Annotated in this window: 18 protein-coding genes and 1 tRNA gene; 9 read left to right on the top strand and 10 right to left on the bottom strand. The window is 68.5% G+C overall.

Going from position 1 to position 18,973, the window contains the following annotated elements; translation table 11 throughout:
* Window positions 1–11 precede the first annotated feature (11 nt).
* Genes QE428_RS05355 through QE428_RS05365 form a run of 3 tightly spaced genes read left to right on the top strand, consistent with a single transcriptional unit; the run spans window position 12 to window position 1,608 of the window.
* On the top strand, window positions 12–806 hold the full coding sequence (locus QE428_RS05355) for a class E sortase (protein ID WP_307466615.1): 795 nt from the start codon (window positions 12–14) through the stop codon (window positions 804–806).
* On the top strand, window positions 806–973 hold the full coding sequence (locus tag QE428_RS05360) for a hypothetical protein (RefSeq protein ID WP_165971317.1): 168 nt from the start codon (window positions 806–808) through the stop codon (window positions 971–973). Before QE428_RS05355 ends, QE428_RS05360 begins: the two co-directional genes overlap by 1 nt.
* Window positions 970–1,608 carry an aminodeoxychorismate/anthranilate synthase component II gene (locus tag QE428_RS05365; protein ID WP_133398915.1) on the top strand — a complete coding sequence of 213 codons (639 nt, stop codon included), beginning with the start codon at window positions 970–972 and terminating at the stop codon, window positions 1,606–1,608. Before QE428_RS05360 ends, QE428_RS05365 begins: the two co-directional genes overlap by 4 nt.
* 5 nt (window positions 1,609–1,613) lie before the next feature.
* Here the strand turns inward: QE428_RS05365 and pknB are convergent, their stop codons facing one another.
* The 7 genes from pknB to QE428_RS05400 form a co-directional block, all read right to left on the bottom strand.
* Window positions 1,614–3,311 carry a Stk1 family PASTA domain-containing Ser/Thr kinase gene (gene pknB / locus QE428_RS05370; RefSeq protein ID WP_172824739.1) on the bottom strand — a complete coding sequence of 566 codons (1,698 nt, stop codon included), beginning with the start codon at window positions 3,309–3,311 and terminating at the stop codon, window positions 1,614–1,616.
* An 88-nt stretch (window positions 3,312–3,399) separates the two neighbouring features.
* The gene (locus tag QE428_RS05375; protein ID WP_307466621.1) at window positions 3,400–5,220 is read right to left on the bottom strand and encodes a protein kinase; all 1,821 of its coding nucleotides are present in this window, start codon (window positions 5,218–5,220) and stop codon (window positions 3,400–3,402) included.
* Window positions 5,217–6,671 carry a penicillin-binding protein 2 gene (locus QE428_RS05380; RefSeq protein ID WP_091358096.1) on the bottom strand — a complete coding sequence of 485 codons (1,455 nt, stop codon included), beginning with the start codon at window positions 6,669–6,671 and terminating at the stop codon, window positions 5,217–5,219. The genes QE428_RS05375 and QE428_RS05380 overlap by 4 nt, the downstream gene beginning before the upstream one ends.
* Complete coding sequence (locus tag QE428_RS05385) at window positions 6,668–8,044, bottom strand: FtsW/RodA/SpoVE family cell cycle protein (protein WP_133398913.1); 1,377 nt, start codon at window positions 8,042–8,044, stop codon at window positions 6,668–6,670. Before QE428_RS05385 ends, QE428_RS05380 begins: the two co-directional genes overlap by 4 nt.
* Complete coding sequence (locus QE428_RS05390) at window positions 8,041–9,270, bottom strand: PP2C family serine/threonine-protein phosphatase (protein WP_091358101.1); 1,230 nt, start codon at window positions 9,268–9,270, stop codon at window positions 8,041–8,043. The genes QE428_RS05385 and QE428_RS05390 overlap by 4 nt, the downstream gene beginning before the upstream one ends.
* Window positions 9,271–9,282: 12 nt before the next feature.
* Window positions 9,283–9,819: an FHA domain-containing protein gene (locus QE428_RS05395; protein WP_091358104.1), complete on the bottom strand. Its 537-nt coding sequence runs from the start codon at window positions 9,817–9,819 to the stop codon at window positions 9,283–9,285.
* Window positions 9,816–10,550, bottom strand: a complete 735-nt coding sequence (locus QE428_RS05400) for a DUF3662 and FHA domain-containing protein (protein ID WP_307466631.1) — start codon at window positions 10,548–10,550, stop codon at window positions 9,816–9,818. The genes QE428_RS05395 and QE428_RS05400 overlap by 4 nt, the downstream gene beginning before the upstream one ends.
* A gap of 143 nt (window positions 10,551–10,693) precedes the next feature.
* On the opposite strand from QE428_RS05400, the gene QE428_RS05405 reads away from it, so the two are divergent.
* Window positions 10,694–10,777: transfer RNA gene (locus QE428_RS05405), tRNA-Leu, on the top strand.
* A gap of 156 nt (window positions 10,778–10,933) precedes the next feature.
* Window positions 10,934–11,539 carry a hypothetical protein gene (locus QE428_RS05410; RefSeq protein ID WP_307466634.1) on the top strand — a complete coding sequence of 202 codons (606 nt, stop codon included), beginning with the start codon at window positions 10,934–10,936 and terminating at the stop codon, window positions 11,537–11,539.
* Window positions 11,540–12,122: 583 nt separating this feature from the next.
* Here QE428_RS05410 and QE428_RS05415 read toward each other — a convergent pair.
* Complete coding sequence (locus QE428_RS05415) at window positions 12,123–12,791, bottom strand: TetR family transcriptional regulator (RefSeq protein WP_307466637.1); 669 nt, start codon at window positions 12,789–12,791, stop codon at window positions 12,123–12,125.
* A 106-nt stretch (window positions 12,792–12,897) separates the two neighbouring features.
* Between QE428_RS05415 and QE428_RS05420 the strand changes: the two genes are divergently transcribed.
* Both QE428_RS05420 and QE428_RS05425 read left to right on the top strand, forming a co-directional pair.
* On the top strand, window positions 12,898–14,373 hold the full coding sequence (locus tag QE428_RS05420) for a DHA2 family efflux MFS transporter permease subunit (protein ID WP_307466639.1): 1,476 nt from the start codon (window positions 12,898–12,900) through the stop codon (window positions 14,371–14,373).
* 68 nt (window positions 14,374–14,441) lie between these two features.
* Window positions 14,442–15,464, top strand: a complete 1,023-nt coding sequence (locus QE428_RS05425) for an FUSC family protein (protein WP_307466641.1) — start codon at window positions 14,442–14,444, stop codon at window positions 15,462–15,464.
* A gap of 57 nt (window positions 15,465–15,521) precedes the next feature.
* On the opposite strand, the gene QE428_RS05430 is transcribed toward QE428_RS05425, so the two are convergent.
* Complete coding sequence (locus tag QE428_RS05430) at window positions 15,522–17,162, bottom strand: FAD-dependent oxidoreductase (protein WP_307466644.1); 1,641 nt, start codon at window positions 17,160–17,162, stop codon at window positions 15,522–15,524.
* Between the two features lie 185 nt (window positions 17,163–17,347).
* On the opposite strand from QE428_RS05430, the gene QE428_RS05435 reads away from it, so the two are divergent.
* Entirely contained in the window at window positions 17,348–17,554 is a 207-nt protein-coding gene (locus tag QE428_RS05435) for a cold-shock protein (protein ID WP_018187833.1), read from the top strand.
* Window positions 17,555–17,558: 4 nt separating this feature from the next.
* On the opposite strand, the gene QE428_RS05440 is transcribed toward QE428_RS05435, so the two are convergent.
* Window positions 17,559–18,236 (bottom strand): HAD hydrolase-like protein, encoded by a 678-nt coding sequence (locus tag QE428_RS05440; RefSeq protein ID WP_133398907.1) that lies wholly within the window; start codon window positions 18,234–18,236, stop codon window positions 17,559–17,561.
* Between the two features lie 44 nt (window positions 18,237–18,280).
* Between QE428_RS05440 and nucS the strand changes: the two genes are divergently transcribed.
* A complete protein-coding gene (gene nucS, locus QE428_RS05445) occupies window positions 18,281–18,967 on the top strand; it encodes an endonuclease NucS (protein WP_091358148.1) in 687 nt (228 codons plus the stop codon).
* Window positions 18,968–18,973 lie beyond the last annotated feature (6 nt).

An 18,973-nucleotide genomic window follows, 5' to 3' on the forward strand; every position in this document is an offset into this window, starting at 1 on the left:
AAACTCCGATCGTGACCGACTCCTCGCCCACGGAGCACCAGACCCGACGCACGCGTCGATCCCACCCACGACCCCGCGCCACCGTCGCGAGCGTCTTGGGTGAGATCCTGCTCACTCTGGGCGTCGTGGTCCTCCTCTATGTCTCGTGGCACACCTGGATCGGCGACGCGATCGTGCAGAGCGAGCAGCACGCCGCGGCTCAGGCGCTGGCCGATCAGTGGGCGACCGAGGCGGAGGAGACCCCCGAGGCGTCTCCCGCCCCGAGCCCCACGCAGCAACCCGATTCCGCGGAAGAAGCGATTCCCGTCCTCGGCGACCAGAAGCACGCCGAGGTGTTCGGGATCATGAAGGTCCCGCGTTTCGGCAAGGATTGGCAGTTCAAGATCGCCTCGGGTGTGACCCGCCCCGACATCATGGACCGCGGTGAGATCGGGCACTACCCCGACACCGCCATGCCGGGTGCGGTCGGCAACACGGCGTACGCGGCTCACCGCTGGACCTCGGGCGCGCCCTTCGATCCGATCGACAAGCTGGTGGTCGGCGACGCGATCGTCATCCAGACCAAAGCCGGGTGGTACACCTACCGGTTCCGCTCGTTCGAGTACGTCCAGCCCAGTCAGGTCCAGGTGCTCCTGCCGGTCCCGAACCAGGAAGGCGTCGCCGCCAACGGCCGCTACCTCACGCTGACGAGCTGTGCCCCGAAACTGAATTCCCTGGAGCGCATCATCGCCTACGCCGTGTTCGACGAGTTCACTCCCGCATCCGACGGTCCACCGGCCTCGTTGACCGGCGGGGTGGGCGCCTGATGTACGCCGCGCTGTGGCGAGCACTGCCCGGTCCCTGGTGGGTGCGGGTGTTCATTCTCCTCGTGCTCGTCGCCGTCATCCTGTACCTGCTGTACTTCTACGTCTTCCCGTGGGTCTTCCAGACCGTGTGGCCGAGCGAGGAGTCCACCGTCGGCGGCGGCGGGTGACCACCGGCATCCGGGTTCTCGTCGTCGACAATCACGACAGCTTCGTCCACACCCTCATCGGCTACCTCGTGGAGCTGGGGGCTCGGGTGGACATGGTCGAGGCGGATGCCGCCGGTGCCGTCGCGCGCGTGGACGCGGCCGATGGCGTCCTGATCTCCCCGGGTCCCGGGACGCCCGAGGACGCGGGGGCGTCGATCGGGATCGTGCGACACTGCGCGGACACGCGGACGCCGCTTCTCGGCGTGTGTCTCGGGCACCAGGCCATCGCGGTCGCTTTCGGCGGCGTGGTGTCGCACGCCCCCGACCTCATGCATGGACGCACCTCCCGCGTGACGCACGACGGCTCCGGTGTGCTCGCAGGGATGCCGCAGCCGTTCACTGCGACCCGGTACCACTCGCTCGCCGTCCGCGAGGACTCCCTCCCCGCCGAGGTCAGCGTGACGGCGCGAACCGAATCGGGCACCGTGATGGGCCTGGCCCACCGTTCGCTGCCGATCGAGGGCGTGCAATTCCACCCCGAGAGCGTGCTGACCGAGGCCGGCTACCTCCTGCTCGGGACATGGCTCGAAGGCATCGGCGTCGCAGGGGCGGCCCAGCGGGGCGCCCGACTGTCGCCGCATCGCACCGTCGGCTGAGGCGGTCAGCCGCTGCAGGTCGTGAGGGTGATCTCGGATCCGACGGGGACTTCACCGATCGCGGACTGGACCTTCACCATGCGGGGATCGGTCGCGGGGCAGGAGGGGTCTTCCTGCACGATCGGGTTGAGGCCGTACTGCTCCGACTTCAGGATCTCCACCGCCTTGTCGACGGTGTAGTTGAGGGCGAAGTCCTCGACCGTGACGGTTCCCGTCGCGACGACGAGATCCACGGCGGTGCCCTTCGGGATCTCGTCCCCGGGGGCCACCGACGCGCCGTTGACCGACCCGCTGATGACGACGTCGGCGGCGAGCTGGGGGTCGTTCCGTCGGGTGATGGAGCCGAGGGTCAGCCCGGCCTGTTCGAGGGAGGTCGTGACTTCGCGCACCGTGAGGTTCGCGAGGGTCGGAAGGGCGGCTTTCTCAATGCCCTTCGAGACGTAGACCGTCACCTGGTCGCCGGGTGCGACCGTCGTCCCCGCGAGGGGATCCGTCCTGATCACGGCTCCCTCGGGAACATCGGCGCTCGTCTCCTGGACCTGCTGGGCCTCGAGCTTGGCCGCGCCCATCACCTGATCGGCGCGGTCCCACGTCATGGTCACGACGTCGGGCACGACGAGGGCGTTGGGGGTGACCGTCCCCTCATCGGGTCGGATGCTGTTGACCCAGATGAAGACCGACACGAGGAGGACGGCCAGCATCGCGATGCCGGCCCAGACCCACGCGGCGGGAGGACCGGCCTGGGTCCGACGCATGGTGTCGTCGCTCGTGAGCTGCCGGAGCGACCGTGCGGTCTCGGCGGCCTGCTTCGGGTCGGGACCGTAGAGCTCGTTGCTGAGCGATTCGACCCGGCGCTTGCTGGGCACCTTGCGACCCGTCGCGGCGGCGAGGGCATCGCGGAACGCGACCGCCGTCTGGGGACGCTGGAACGGATCCTTGGCCAGCGCGCGGAGGACGAGGGCGTCCAGGGAGCGCGGGACGGTCTCGACGACCTCGGACGGCGGGATCGGGGCTTCCGAGACGTGCTGGTACGCGACGGCGATCGGGTTCTCGCCGCGGAAGGGCGGCTGGCCCGTGAGGAGCTCGTACAGGACGATGCCGGCCGAATAGATGTCGGCGCGTGCGTCGACCGGGTCGCCCTTGGCCATCTCGGGCGAGAAGTACGACGCGGTGCCGATGATGGCCGTCGTCTCGGCCACGGTCGAGGAGGAATCCGACACCGCGCGTGCGATGCCGAAGTCCATGACCTTCACCTGACCGGCATCGGTCACCATGACGTTGCCCGGCTTGATGTCCCGGTGAACGACACCGGCGCGGTGGGAGTACTCGAGCGCCTCGAGGATGCCGTCGGTGTACCGGAGTGCGTCCTCGAGGGGCACCGGTCCCTCGCTGATGATGTCCTTCAGCAGGTGGCCGGTGACGAGCTCCATGACGATGTACGGCTCGGGGTGCGGGCGGCCCGCGGCATCCGTCCGGGTCTCCTCACCGGCGTCGTAGACGCGGACGATCGCGGGGTGCGACATGCGCGACGCCGACTGCGCCTCGAGGCGGAACCGGGTGCGGAACGCGCCGTCGGCAGCGAGGTCGGGCTCGAGGATCTTGATCGCGACGGGTCGCCCGAGCGTCAGATCCTGCCCGCGGTACACCGAAGCCATGCCACCCCGGCCGATGAGGTCATCGACTCGGTAGCGGCCCGACAGCACACGTGATGTAACGGACACTTCACTCCCCGGAATGGAACCCGGACAGCCTATCCGACCGCGTTCGAAAGCCTGCTGAACGCCGTCGCGATCAGCCCTGGCCCTCGTCGGACCCACCGTCGGCCGGCGGCGGGGTCTCTTCCGGCGCCGGGACGATGGATGCCGCGGCCTCCGCCGAGTCTCCCGAGACGCGCTCGGTGTTGTCGCCGTTGCAGGTCACCGTGTACGTGACAGACAGGGCCTGGCTGCCGTTGTCGTCGACGACGACCTCCTGCGGCCGATCCCCGATCGCGAAGCTCGCCGTCGATTCGCCGTTCGTGTTGAACACTCCGCCCGAGACCGTCATCGTGTAGCTCGTCGCCTGCGGAGCGCCGGCGGGGCAGGTGTAGCTGTCCCACATGATGCGGACCGTGGAACCGGCGGTGACCGTGCCGTCTGCGTTGCCGCCCTGAATGCTCGGCGCCGCGGGCGTCTCCATCTGCGCCGCGTCGGTGTAGCGCAGCAGCGTGATCTGGTCCGCGGTGTTGACGTTGCCCGTCGGGTTCACGCGGTACACCTGACCGACCTGGCCGTCGGTGGGGGCGGGGTCGCCGTCTTCGCACTGGACGTTGTTGAATCCGTTGTCGTTCAGGATGCGCGTCGCCTCGTCGCACGACTTGCCCTCGAGTCCGAGCGAGGCGGGGTTGGGCGCCGCGGTCGTGGGGGGCGGCGGCGACGAGGGAGGAGGCGACGATGCCGGCGGGGAGGACGAGCTCGGCGGCGGGCTGGACGGCCCAGGATCCGCTGTGTCGTCCTTCGGCCCGAAGAGCGCGATGAGCGTGCCGATGAGCACGACCGCGAGCAGCGCGATGAGGGCCACGAGAGGCCACGTCCAGGGACTGCGCTTCTTCTTGGGCTTCTGCTCCGACGCGGCCTGCTCCGTCGCGAGTGCAGCCGTGCCGGTTCCGACGCCCGCTCCGGCCGCGGCGGCACCCGCAGACGGCAGCAGGCGGGTCGTGGCATCCGAACCCGTGTTGGAGGTCAGCAGCTGGGTGAAGGCGTCCGTCGAGGCGGCACCCGCGATGGCCGGGACGATCGCCGCAGCACCCGCGACGTCACCGCGGCGCAGGGCTCCCGCGGCGCGCGCGACGGCGGAGGTCGACGCGGGACGCTCGTCGGGCTTCTTCGCGATCATGCTCATCACGAAGCGCTGCACGGGCTCCGACACGGTGTCGGGGAGCGGCGGCGGGGTGTCGTTGATCTGCGCCATCGCGATCGCGACCTGCGACTCGCCCGTGAACGGACGGCGTCCCGCCAGCAGCTCGTACGCGACGATGCCGAGGGAGTAGATGTCGGTCGCGGGGGATGCCGCGTGCCCTGACGCCTGCTCGGGCGAGAGGTACTGAACCGTACCCATGACCTGACCGGTCGCCGTCAGCGGCACCTGGTCGGCGATACGGGCGATGCCGAAGTCGGTGATCTTGACGCGGCCGTCGGGGGTGATCAGCAGGTTGCCGGGCTTGATGTCTCGGTGGACCAGGCCTGCGGCGTGCGCCGCCTGGAGGGCCGAGGCGGTCTGAGCGACGATGTCGAGCGTCTTGTCGGTCGACAGGGCGCCTTCACGCTCGAGGATCGTCGACAGAGCCTCGCCCGGGACGAGCTCCATCACGAGGAAGGCGGAGCCGTTCTCCTCGCCGTAGTCGAAGACGCTGGCGATGCCCTCGTGGTTGACGAGAGCGGCGTGCCGAGCTTCGGCGCGGAAGCGCTCGAGGAAGCCGGGGTCGCCCATGTACTCGTCTTTGAGGATCTTGATCGCGACGGTACGCCCGATGACGTGGTCGGTGGCTTCCCAGACCTCGCCCATGCCGCCGATGGCGATCCGGGAGTCCAGTTCGTACCGTCCGCCGAAGCTCACACCTTGCGTCGGTCTCATTCGCTCAGCACCGCCTCAATCACTTTCTTCGCGATCGGGGCCGCGATCCCGTTGCTCGTGCCGTTCTGGCCGAGCCCACCACCGTTCTCCACCATCACCGTGACGACCACCTTCGGGTCTTCAGCGGGCGCGAACCCGGTGAACCACAGCGTGTACGGGTCCCCCGGATTGTGCTCCGCCGTTCCGGTCTTCCCGGCGACGTCGACGCCGTCTATTCTCGCACCCGACGCCGCGCCGTTTTGGACATTGGCGGTCATCAGCTCGGTCATGGTCTTCGCCACTTCCGGGCTCACGGCGCGACCGAACTCGGTGTTCGCCGGTTCGTCCTGCACCGTCAGGTCGGGGGCGACGACGCGGTCCACCATGCGAGGGTTCATGACGACGCCGTCGTTGGCGATGCCGGCCGCGACCATCGCCATCTGCAGCGGGGTCGCGCGGACGTCGGTCTGGCCGATGCCGCTCAGCGCCGTCTGCGGCGCGTCGAAGCCCTCGGGGTAACTGGAGGCGGCGACGTTCAGCGGGATCTCGAAGGCCGAGTTGAAGCCGAACTTCTGTGCTTCTTCGCGGATCGCGTCGGTGCCGAGTTCGAGCGCGAGCTCGGCCATCGGGATGTTGCAGCTCAGCCGCAGCGCCGTCGCCAGGGTCGTCTTCTCGCCGGGGCCGCAGGTGCCGCGGTCGAAGTTGTGCAGGATGTTGCTCGTTCCGGGGAGCGTGAAGGTCGCTGGGTTGTCGAACTCCGAATCGGGCGTGTACTTGCCCGACGACAGCGCCGCCGACGCGACGACGAGCTTGAACGTCGATCCGGGAGGCTCGGTCTCGCGGGTCACGCGGTTCGTCAGCGGTCGCAGCGGGTCGGCCTCGAGCTTCTGGTCGGCCGCGTTGACGGCGGAGCTGTTGTGCGACGCGAGCAGGTTCGTGTCGAAGCTGGGGCTCGTGGCCATGGCCAGGATGCGGCCGGTGTCGGGTTCCATCGCGACGACGGCTCCCTCGAGGCCGTCGAGCGCGTCGTAGGCGACCTTCTGGATCTTCGGGTCGAGCGAGAGGAGCACGTTCGACCCGCGCGGCGGCTGTCCGCTTACGATCTGGTCGAAGCGGGTGAGGAACTGGCGGCTGCCCGTTCCGGCGAGGGCCGCGTTCATCGCGTACTCGAGACCGGTCGAGGAACGGAGGACGGGGTTGATGAACCCGGTCACGGGCGCCCACATCTCGGCATCCGGGTACGTGCGGATCCAGCTGTAGACGTCGTCGCTCGGGTTCGACGAGGCGATCGCGGTACCGCCGGCGAAGATCGTCCCGCGCTGCACCTCGTACGAGTCGTACAGGGTGCGGCGGTTGTTGGGGTTCTCGTTCAGCTGCCCGGCGAGAGCGACCTGGATGACGCTCGTCGCCGCGAAGAGGCTGAGGAACATGAGGAGCACGACGACGCTCAGTCGGCGTAGTTGCTTGGTCATCCGATCACCACCCGGGGCCTGGAGCGAACCGCGTCGGAGATGCGAAGCAGGATCGCGATGATGAGGAAGTTCGCGATGAGCGACGATCCGCCCGCCGCGAGGAACGGCATCGTGAGACCGGTGAGCGGGATGACGCGGGTCACGCCGCCGACCATGATGAACACCTGCAGGGCCAGAGTGAACGACAGGCCCGTCGCGAGGAGCTTGCCGAAATCGTCCTGACCGGCGATGCCGATGCGGATGCCGCGGCTGACGAACACCATGTAGAGCGCGAGGATCGCGAACACACCGACCAGACCCAGCTCTTCGCCGAGGCTCGGCAGGATGTAGTCGTTGTGCGCCAGCGGCGTCAGGTCGGGGCGCCCCAGACCCCAGCCGGTGCCGATCAGCCCGCCGTGGGCGAGACCGAAGATCCCCGACACGAGCTGGAAGCTGCTGCCGTTGATGTAGTCCGGGTTGAACGCGTCGAGCCAGTTCGAGAAGCGCAGTCCGACGTAGGGCAGGACTCGCGAGGCGACGAGAGCGCCGGCGGCGGCCATCAGGACTCCGAGGATCGCCCAGCTGGCCTTGCCCGTCGCGACGTAGAGCATCGCGATGAACATGCCGAAGATGAGGATGCCGGTACCCAGGTCGCGCTGCAGGACGATGATCCCGAGCGAGACACCCCAGACGATCAGCAGCGGGCCGAGCTGACGGGCCTTCGGCCACGTGATGCCGAGGAATTTCGTGCCGACCGAGCTGAGCGCTTCGCGGGTGCGGACGAGATACCCCGCGAAGAAGACCGCGAGGCAGATCTTCGCGAGCTCACCGGGCTGGAACGAGAAGACGCCGCCGATGGACACCCAGACATCTGCGCCGGCCTTGATGCCGAGACCCGGCACGAACGGCAGGAGGAGCAGCAGGATGCCCGTCAGCCCGAACACGTACGTGTAGCGGAAGAGGACGCGGTAGTTGCGGAGGAAGACCACGATGAGGATCGCCCCCGCGATCGCGATGGCGGCCCACACCAGCTGGCGGAAGCCCAGCGAACCCCAGCCGAGACGCCCCTCGGCGATGTCGAGCCGGTAGATCATCGCGACGCCGAGACCGGTCAGCAGGGTCGCGATGGGCAGGACGAACGGATCCGCGTCCCGTGCCCAGATGCGGGTCACGATGTGGAGAGCGAGCGCCAGACCGGCGAGCCCGCCGCAGTACGAGAGGAACGTCGGGTCGATCTCGCCGCGGGTGCCCAGCTGGACGAGCATGACCGCGACCGTCGTCACGACGACCGCGAACGCGAGGAGTCCGAGCTCGCGGTTGCGCTGCGTCGCCGGCATCCGCAGTTTGCGCAGTGCCTTGATGACCGTCGTGTCGGTCTCTACCGAGGCTGTCATGGGGTCCCCTGGCGGAGGTTGTCGACGATCGCCTGCGCGTCGGCGAGCGATCGGGCGGAGATGGTCTGTTCCACCGACTGCCGCTGATAGGCGGGGAGGTCGGCGAGGAGGATGTCGGTGTCCTCGAACGGCGTCGACAGCGAGATCGGACCGATGTCCTGTTGGATGCCGCGATAGATCACGACGCTGTCGTCGTCGGCGCCGATGAAGTAGCGGGTCTGCGTCCAGGCGTATCCGGCGAACACGCCCGCCGCGATGACCGCCACGATCGCGATGAACCCGACGAACCACCAGACGCGCCGGCGGCGTCCCCGGCGACGGTCCTCCTCGATGAGCTCCTCGAGGTACTCGGCTGCCGGTTCGAAGTGGCTCGGCTCGTTCGCCGCCTGGCGTCCGGTCTGGAACCAGCCCGTGCGCGCCGGCCGGGCGACGGGGATCTCGATGCCCTTGGGTGTGGCCGCGGAGCCGACGACGGTCGCCGTCCCGCTGTACATAGGATGCCGGCCCCCCACGTCGACGAGGACGATCGTGACGTTGTCGGGGGCCCCGGCATCCAGCGCCAGCTTCAGGAGCATGTCAGCGGTGCGGCCGGGAGCGAGATCCTGGCGCAGCACCTTCGCCGTCTGCGCATCGTCCACGACGCCGCACAGACCGTCGGAGCAGATCAGCCAGCGGTCGCCCGGCTGGGTCTGCATGATGAATGCGTCGACCTCGGGGTCGGTGCCCATGTCGCCGAGCACGCGCATGAGGACAGAACGGCGCGGGTGGTAGCGGGCCTCTTCGGGTGTGATCCGACCCGAGTCGACGAGCCGCTGGACGAAGGTGTGGTCCGTCGTGATCTGGGTGAAGGCCCCATCGCGGAACAGGTAGACGCGCGAGTCGCCGATGTGGGCGATGACGGCGTAGTCGTCGACCATCAGGACGGCGCTGACCGTCGTTCCCATGCCGGCGAGCTCGGGACGTTCGGCGACGGTGTCGACGAGGACGTGCGCGGCATCCACGATCGCCTCACGGAGCTCCCGCTCCGCCTCGGCCGGGGTCGGGAACCCGTGGTCGAGGCCTTCCAGGTGGTGAACGGCGATGCTCGACGCGATGTCGCCGCCGGCGTGGCCGCCCATGCCGTCCGCGACCACGAACAGGTTCGAGCCCGAGAAGCCCGAGTCCTGGTTGTTGGAGCGGACCTTCCCGGTATGGGAGATGGCGGCGCTCGACCCCTCGAAGACCATCGGTGCGGGCCGCTACTTCCGCAGCTCGAACGTCGTGGCGCCGACCTTGATGGGGGCGCCGACGATCACGGGGACGGGAGAGGCGACGCGCTCGCCGTCGTGCCAGGTGCCGTTCGTGGAGTCGAGGTCCTGCACCATCCACTGCTCGCCCCACAGCACGAGCCGCGCGTGGTGGCTCGAGGTGTAGTCGTCGCGGATGACGAGGCCCGATTCGCTGGAGCGACCGATCGTGAGGGGTTCGTCGCCGAGCGGCAGTTCGAGCCCGGCCTTCGGTCCGCTGGTGATCACGATGCGCGAGGCCGTGTTCTTCGTGGCCTTCTGCGGACCGCTCGGGGCAGCCGGCCGGTTCGCGATCGGCGAGACGATCGAGGTCTCGGCGTTCGCCGGAGCGGTCGCCACGGGTCCGGGCGCGGCGGCGACCGGCTCGGGCATCTTCCGCACCTTGACCCCGAAGAGGTCGGCGCGGAGCGAGTAGACCACCGCGAAGACGAAGAACCACAGCAGGATCAGGAACCCGATCTGCAGCAGCAGGAGTGTCAGTTCGCTCATGCCTGGCCTCCGATGTCGAACATGCGCGTCGCCGGATCCTGCGGCCGCGGGGGGATGCGGCGGGATGCCTGCGCGATGACGCGGAACGTGATGCGCGTGCGCCCGATCGTGACGACCGAGTCCGGCTCGAGGGCCGCCTCCGAGACCTTCACACCGTTGAGCTGTGTGCCGTTGGTCGAACCTAGGTCGCGAACCATGGCGCGGCGGCCGTCCCACAGGATCTCGACGTGCCGGCGGCTGGTGCCGGCGTCGGAGATCGTGATGTCGGCATCCGTCCCGCGCCCGATGACGGTGCGGCTCGCGGTGAGGCGGTGCTGCTGGCCGTCGATCTCGACGACACCGTGCCACGACACGTCCTCGGCGCCGGCCGAGTGCGAGTCGACCCGGACGGTGCCGGTCGTGAGGGACTCGTCGGGGTTGATCGAGAGCGAGACCGGACCGGCGAAGCTGTACTGCTGCGCCTTGGCATGGCCTTCGACGAGCTGAACGAGCTCGTCGTGGAGCGCGCGGCCCAGCGCGCCCATGCGCTCGTGGTCTGCCGGAGCGAGCCGGACGACGAGAGTGTTCGGAACGAGGATGCGGTCGCGCGAGACGACGGCGGCCTTCGCATCGAGTTCGGCACGCAGTGCGGAGGCGATCTCGACAGGCTGCACACCGCTGCGGAAGGTCTTCGCGAACGCGCCGTTCACGGCGCGCTCGATTCCCTTCTCGAAGCTGTCAAGTAGTCCCACGGGGCTCCTCAGGCAGTCTGGACCGGTGCTCACATGCTAGTTGTCGACCCTGGCAGGGTCTGGGGAACACAGCTGCGGCCGTTTCTCCGGCGGGCTCGCGCCATGATATCCTCGGAAAGTTGATCCCGTGGCGACACGGGTTCGCGCGAGTGGCGGAATAGGCAGACGCGCTGGCTTCAGGTGCCAGTGCCCGAAAGGGCGTGGGGGTTCAACTCCCCCCTCGCGCACAGACAGTGCGACACGAAGCCGGTCGGTGGTGAGAACCCCGACCGGTTTCGTCGTTGGTGGGGCACCTTTCTTCGCGGCGCGGGCGGTGTAGGTCTCGCACCAGCGGGAGTGGCAAGCTACCTGAGGCATCCACCTGCTGGAACGGCGAGCGACCAATGAGAACAGAGCAATCCGGCAAGCGGCTAGGAGTATTTCTCGCCTCAACCTTCGCGATCTGCCTCCTGGCGATCCTGGCTCGCTTCCTGATCACCGGGTCCGGGGTGGAGCGGATGGGCGGGTCTGCTCTAGACGCGATACTCCTGGGAATTCTGCCCGGGATAGCAGCCGTGCTGGCCATCGTCCTCTTCGTGGGCGTACGCCTGTCATTGCACACGCGAGCCCTCCGCCGCGCGCGTCGTGACGCTGCGGTGGCTGCGCCTACCGTGTTGCGCGCTGACGACGTGGATTCTTTCAGCCGCCTCGTGGGCAAGCCTGTGAAGGCGGGCTACGTCCACATCGTCGGTACACGGGACGGCGTTGAGTTCTGGAAGAACTCGAAAGAGATGCTGGGGGCTATTCAGGGTGCGGAGTTCCGCGCCAAGCCGGCATCGACCCTCTACGGCACCCACCATGCGCTTGACAATCGCGCGGGCCAGATCCAGACGACATTGAGCGCGGTTCGGGAAGGGCTGGCCTTCTACTCAGGCTTGCTGCCTGAATCCGAGGTGCGAGCCCTCGCGCGCACACTCACATCAGCCGATGCGTCTGGGGCCGATGCGTGATGCCCCGTCGTCCGCCGATGGAAAGGGAGGAACCGGCATGACCCGGACATCTGTACGGGTGGGAATTCTGCCCGCACTGTCGATGGTGGCCGTCGTGACCCTCGTCCTCACGGGGTGTGTCGCGTCCCAACTTCATCGACAGGTGACCGAAGAGGCGGAAGACAGCGTGGAGGCTGAGATGGGCTTCGTGCTGAAGCAGGCGAGGGACACCTTCGCGGGTCTCGAGCCAGGCCGCACCTTGTCACCTCCGCAAGTCGCAGCAGTGTTCGGAAACGACCTGACGGAGTCAGACCTCGACGAAGGTGACACCCCCCCGGCTGCGCGACACCAATGCGGCGGTCTACTCGGCCGAGACATCGGACGGTTACACGACCTACGGGGTGTTCTTCGGAGGACATGGCTCTGCTTCTTTCGGGCAGGGATCGGACAGCGCGGCAGCTCACGGCTGTGGACTGCTCGCGCTCAAAGCGGGGACGCGAACCGTTCTCCTGTCCGACGAGGCGTGTCCCTCGGCCCTTCAGAGCTGGGCGTCTGTCGATTCGTTCGAGGTGTCGCTCTCCGAGGTAGCGAAGAACCTCGACGTCTACGTCGAAACCGAGTCGCCCAATTGATCGCTCATCGCCGCGGTGCTGCGTCGAATCTCGAGGTAGATCTCCCGCACGCTCGCTGAGGTTCCGATCTCGGCGCGACGGGCCCACTCGTCGAAGGCGAGCCGGACGATGAGGAAGACGATCCCGATCGCGGCGCGGGCGGTGAGGGCGTCGGAATCCGCCCCCGCGGCATCCGTCGCGGTCGCCGTCAGAGCGTCCACCTGGTCTGCCTCGGTGCGCAGCGCGAGGGCGAGAAGCGTCGGCTCCTGACCGACGAGCCGCCTGACCCGGAGGGCACGGTCATGCTCTTCGGGACGGGAGTCGAACCAGGCGATCTGCGCCAGCCAGGTGTTCTCGAGAGCGCGCAACAGCGGGTCTCCGCTCACCACGGCGGCGCTCACCGCCTTCAGCATCGACTCGGAGTCCTCCGTCGGCTGCAGGACGGCCGCCTCCTTCGTCGGGAAGTAGCGGAAGAAGGTGCGGGGCGATGTGCCGGCGAGCTCGGCGATCTCATCGACGGTGGTACCGGTCACGCCGTGCTTCTCGAACAGCTCGATCGCGGCATCCGACAATTCGCGCTGGGTCTCGCGGCGACGCCGCTCGCGCAGTCCCTCGGCGGGCCGCTTCGTGGCGGGCCCGTCGGTAGGGGAATACCCGTTCATGACCTCATTGTTGCACTGATCGTCAAATATGCGCTGACCGCCAATGTGGCAGTCACTGTCATATATCATCGACACGATCCCCATCGCGCGACATCGAAGGCAACCCATGACACTCAGTGACTCCCGACCCGACACGGCGTCCGCCCCGACGGTCGCCGCTCCCCCCGCGAAGACCGGACCGGTCATCGCGCTCCTCGTGGTCGCAGCCTTCGTCGTCATCCTCAACGAGACGATCATGGGCGTCGCGTTGCCGAGCCTGATGGTCGACCTCGACATCACGGCGGCCACCGCGCAGTGGCTGACGACGGGCTTCCTCCTCACGATGGCCGTCGTCATCCCCCTGACCGGAACGCTTCTCGCGCGCTTCACCGTGCGCCAGGTGTTCTTCACCGCGATGACGCTGTTCGCGATCGGCACGCTCATCGCGGCTCTGGCGCCGGGATTCGGGATGCTGCTGGTCGGCCGCATCGTCCAGGCGTCGGGTACCGCGATCATGATGCCGTTGCTGTTCACCACGGTGCTGAACGTCGTGCCGGCGACACACCGCGGGCGGATGATGGGGGTCATCAGCATCGTGATCGCGGTCGCGCCGGCGATCGGCCCCACGGTCTCGGGGCTCATCCTCTCGGCGCTGGACTGGCGCTGGATGTTCTGGCTGGTCCTGCCGATCGCGCTCGTCGCCATCGCCCTCGGCGCGCTCTGGGTGCGCAATGTGACCGAGACGAGGGACGCGCGTTTCGACATCCTCTCCGTCGTCCTGTCGGCCCTGGGCTTCGGCGGTCTCATCTTCGGCCTCAGTTCCATCGGCGAGTCGGCGTCGGGCCACGCCCCGGTTCCCGTGTGGATCCCGCTCGTCGTGGGCGCGGCATCCCTCATCGCTTTCGTCGTCCGTCAGCTGGTGCTGCAGCGGACGGATGCCGCTCTTCTCGACCTGCGGACCTTCCGGTCGCGCTCGTTCAGCCTCGCCGTCGTCCTCGTGATCGTGGTCATGTCGGCGCTGTTCGGGTCGCTGATCCTGCTTCCCATCTACCTGCAGCAGGTCCTCGCGCTCGACACCCTGACCGTCGGACTCATGCTCCTTCCCGGCGGTGTGCTGATGGGCATCATCGCTCCCGTCGTCGGATCGCTCTTCGACCGCTTCGGACCGCGGCCGCTGGTCCTTCCGGGCATGGTCGTCGCGGCGGCGGCCCTGTGGGGCATGACGACTTTCGGTGAAGGCACGTCGGTCGCCTGGATCATCGCGGTGCACATGGCTCTGAACCTCGGGCTCGGCTTCGTCTTCACGCCGTTGCTCACGTCGGCGCTGGGGTCTCTTCCGCAGCGGCTGTATTCGCACGGCAGCGCGACGGTCAGCACGCTGCAGCAGGTCGCCGGTGCGGCCGGCACGGCTCTGTTCATCACGCTCATGTCGGTCGGTGGCGCTGCCGCGGCGGCATCCGGGGCCGATGCGATCGGCGCTGTTGCGTCCGGCGTGCACACCGCCTTCTTCGTCGGCGCGGCGGTCGCCTCGGTGGCCGTTGTGCTCGCCGCCTTCGTGCGGAAGCCGGTCGGCGAGTCGGAGGCCCGGGGCCCCGTGCACTGAGGAGTCTCCCGGGGTTCGCTCCTACGCGGGCCCCTGGAGCGTCAGCCCCCCGCGCGTAGGCTCGTCAGGTGAGTGCATCGCGTGGCCGGATCTGGACCGGGGTCATCCGCGTCGCACCGTACGACGGCGATCACACGGTCGCGATCCGCGCGGCGATCAGCGTGGGTGTCCCGCTCCTCTTCCTCTGGACGATGGGCCGGCTCGATCTCAGCATCTACGCGAGTTTCGGAGCGTTCGCGTCGCTCTACGGGCGCACCGACCGGATCGGCGATCGGGTCAGGATGCAGGCGGCCGCCGGCGCCGTCCTCCTCACCGCGATGCTCATCGGCACGGCGACGTCGGTCGCCGGCCTGGCGGCGCCGTGGGCGATCGTCGTGGTGTCGGCCGTCGCCTCGCTCGTCACGCTGCTCGCCTACTCGGCGCAATGGCACCCGCCGGGCGCCCTCTTCATCGTGTTCGCCGCGGGAGCCACGGCATCCGTCCCCGCTGATGTCACCCGACTGATGGACGTCCTCGCCGTCGGCCTCGCGGCGGTGGTCTTCTCGATCGTCATCACGTTCGTCTACGAGGCCGTTTCGGCCCGGAGCATCCCGCGCCTGACACGGACGAAGAACCGCATTGCCGTCGGTGCCGTGGCCGCGGAGATGGCCATCACGGTCGCGGTCGCGACGCTCCTCGGTGGAATCGCCGGGCTCCTCTTGCTCGACTCGCACTGGTACTGGGCGATGGTCGGTGCCGTCGCGGCGGTCAGCGGGCCGCACGTGAAGGCGCGCATCATCCGCGGCCTGCAGCGTCTCATCGGAACGGGTCTCGGAGTGGTGGTGGCCGCAGCCATCCTCGCCCTGGGGGTGCCGCCGCTCGGCGTGATCCTGATCGCCGTCGCCCTCCAAGCGGCCGCCGAACTGTTCGTCGGCCGCAACTATGCGATCGCGATGGTGTTCATCACGCCGCTGGCGCTCCTGATGGTGCAGCTCGCGGCACCGACCACCGCCGGAGTCCTGCTGAGCGATCGTTTGGGGGAGACGCTCGTCGGCATCGTCGCAGGGACCGCCGTCGCCGTGGTCTCCGCTCTCGTTCGTCGGACTCGCTGACATCCCTCGGGCGGTTGCCCGTGAGCTCTCCGTTGTCGGGGCTCTCGTCCAGCCGGCTCAGCTGCGGCCGGCGGTCTCGGCTCCGTCGGTCCACGTCAGCCACCCGCCGTCGAGGTTGCGGACGTCGTGACCGAGCTGCTGCAGGATGCGGCTGGCCGTGTGGCCCCGCTGGCCCACCTTGCATTGGACGATGAGCGGCGCATCGGGGAGCTCGCCGTGACGCTCGCGAAGCTCGTCGAGGGGGATCAGGATCGACCCGGGGATCGATCCCGCCTCGTGCTCGCCCGTCGTGCGCACATCGACGACCACGGCGCCGGCTGCGCGGGCGGCATCCACCTCATGCCACTGGATCGTACGGTCGGCACCGGTCGCCAGGTTCTCGGCCACGTACCCCGCCATGTTGATCGCGTCCTTCGCCGAACCGTATTGCGGCGCGTAGGCGAGTTCCAACTGAGTGAGAGCGGATGCCGTGAGCCCTGCCGTCATCGCGACGGCCAGGACGTCGAGCCGCTTGTCGACGCCTGACCGCCCCACGAGCTGCGCGCCGAGGATCAGGTCGGTGTCGGGATCGATCAACAGCTTCATGGCCATCTGCTCGGCGCCCGGGTAGTAGGTCGCATGAGAGAAGGGGTGCGTGTGCACGATGCGGTGCGGCCGGCCCGCCGCGACGAGTCGGCGTTCGCTCCAGCCGACGAGACCGACCGTGAGGCCGAGGACTCCGACGATCGTCGTCCCCAGAGCAGGGGTCGCGGCGACGGTCGCCGCACCGGCGATGTCGTCGGCCACCGCGCGACCGTGCCGGTTCGCGAGCCCGGCCATGGTGACGAGGGTCGCGGTGCCGTCCAGGTGATCGGTCTTCTCGACGGCGTCGCCGACGGCCCACACATCGGGCACGTTCGTGCGGTGCCGGTCGTCGACGGCGATGCCGCCCGTCGGACCGAGCGCGATCCCCGCGGCCCTCGCGATGTGCACGTCGGGACGCACGCCGCGAGCGTCGACGACCAGGTCTGCGGGCACCTCGGTCCCGTCGGAGAGGGTGGCGACGCGGGCACCGATTCCCGACACGGTCACGCCGGTGCGCAGATCCACTCCGCCATCGCTGAGTGCCCGGTGGACGGGAGAGACCATCTCGGGGTCGAGGGGGCTCAGTACCTGATGGCCCCGCTGAACGAGGGTCACCCGTGCGCCGCGGGCGACGAGGTTCTCGACCGCCTCGATCCCGATGAACCCGCCTCCCGCAACGACGGCTCGCGGCGAGGCGGCCTCGGCGAGGACGGCGGTGATCGCGTCGACGTCCTCGACGCTCCGGAGGGTAATGACCGGCATCCCCTCACCCGGGATGGGATGGCCCGTCGTCGCGCCCATGCCGAGGACGAGATCGTCGAAGGGCTCGATCCGCTCGTCGCCGGTCTCGAGGTCGCGGACCTTCACGGTCTTCGCAGCCGTGTCGATCGCGACGACCTCGTGGCGGACGTGGACCTGCAGCGCGAAGCGGGAGGCGAGGGATGCCGGCGTCTGCAGCAGCAGCGAGGAGCGGTCCTCGATCACGCCGCCGACGTAATAGGGGAGCCCGCAGTTCGCGAAGGACACGTGGTGGCCTCGCTCGAAGACGACGATCTCACGGTCCTCGTCGAGTCGACGCAGGCGGGTCGCCGCGGACATGCCTGCGGCGACTCCACCGATGATGATGGTGCGCATGGTCACCAGAATACCCCCGGGGGTATTGAGAGGTGTCATCCGTCCCTCATTTCGTCCCTCCATGGGTGTCTGGCGGGCAACGTTTGTGTCACCTTCCTACGGAGGGGGTGACTGTACAGGTTGTGAGGGCTAGGTTGGGGAAGGACCGGCGGACGTGTCGCCGGCATCAATCAGTAAGGCAGTTCATGAGCGTCAGCGGTACCGTCAAGTGGTTCAACTCGGAAAAGGGCTTCGGGTTCATCGCTCCCGATGAAGGCGGCGCCGACGTCTTCGCCCACTACTCAGCCATCGAATCTTCGGGCTACCGCTCGCTGGAAGAGAACCAGCGAGTCGAGTTCGACATCGCCCAGGGCCCCAAGGGCCTGCAGGCGGAGAACATTCGCCCCGTCTGAGGTTTCACACCTCAGCAGTGAGGAGCAGGCGGCGGAGTTCGGCCATCGTGTCGACCGCCGCCTGCGCCCCCTCGCTCTCGTGGGGCCAACTGAAGCCCCACCGTACGAAAATGACGGGGACGCCGTTCGCGGCGGCCCCGTCTACGTCGTGGTGGCGGTCGCCGATGAGGATCGGGCGGCTGATATCCGCTCCAGCCGCCTTCAGGCGACGCAATGACTCGGCGACGATGTCGGCCTTCGTGGCGAGTGTCTTCTCGTCCGGTGTCGCACCCGCCATCGCCTGCATGTGCTCAGACAGGCCGAAGTGCTCCATGAGCGCGACGACCTGTACCTCGGGCTTCGAGCTCGCCGTCGCCTGCGGGATGCCCGCCGCCGCGATGTCCGCGATCAGCTCCCCGACCCCCGGGTAGAGCTCCACGTTTGCGGTGTACCCGTCGGCCTTGCCGAGAGCCCGGTAATAGGTGACCGCTTCGGTGGCCTGTTCCGGCGTCATCCCGACGTTCTTCTGGAACGAGTCGTACATGGGCGGGCCGATCCAGTGGACCAGCTCTGCGCGCGTCGGCGCCGGGTACCCGAAGTGGGTGAGGCAGCGGTCGAGGCGGCTGAGGATGCCCACGGATGCGTCGACGATCGTGCCGTCCACGTCCCAGAGGATGCAGGACCAGGGGGAGCGCGTCGTCATGCGACCAGCCTACGGGGACGGATGCCGCGGGTAGGCTCGTCGCCGTGCGTCTCGTCATCGCCCGTTGCTCCGTCGACTACACCGGTCGCCTGAACACGCATCTGCCCCCCGCCACCCGTCTCATCATGGTCAAGGCGGACGGCACGGTCGCGTTCCACCGCGACATCCAGCATCAGCCGCTGAACTGGATGAGCCCGCCGTGCACGCTGACGATCATCGAGCCCGGCGAGGACGACATCGACGTCGTCGAGAAGTGGCGCGTCACGCACGCCAAGACGGGCGACGAACTGACGATCCGCATCTACGAGGTGCTCCACGACTCATCGCACGAGCTCGGCGTGGATCCGGGTCTCGTGAAGGACGGCGTCGAGGCCGACCTGCAGCGGCTGCTCGCGGAGCAGGTGGGGGTTATCGGCGAGAACCTGACGCTCGTGCGACGTGAGTTCCCCACGGCCATCGGGCCGGTCGACCTTCTGCTGCGCAACCCCGAGGGCGGCACGATCGCCGTCGAGGTCAAGCGCCGCGGCGACATCGACGGCGTGGAGCAGCTGACGCGCTACCTAGAGCTGCTCGGGCGCGACCCGCACCTCGCACCCGTGACCGGCGTGTTCGCCGCCCAGGAGATCAAGCCCCAGGCGAAGGTGCTCGCGACCGACCGCGGCATCCGTTGCGTCACTCTGGACTACGACGAGATGAAGGGCATCGAGTCCGGGGCGCCCCGCCTGTTCTGATCTGCG

This window comes from Microbacterium sp. SORGH_AS_0505, from assembly GCF_030818715.1.
Lineage (GTDB): Bacteria > Actinomycetota > Actinomycetes > Actinomycetales > Microbacteriaceae > Microbacterium.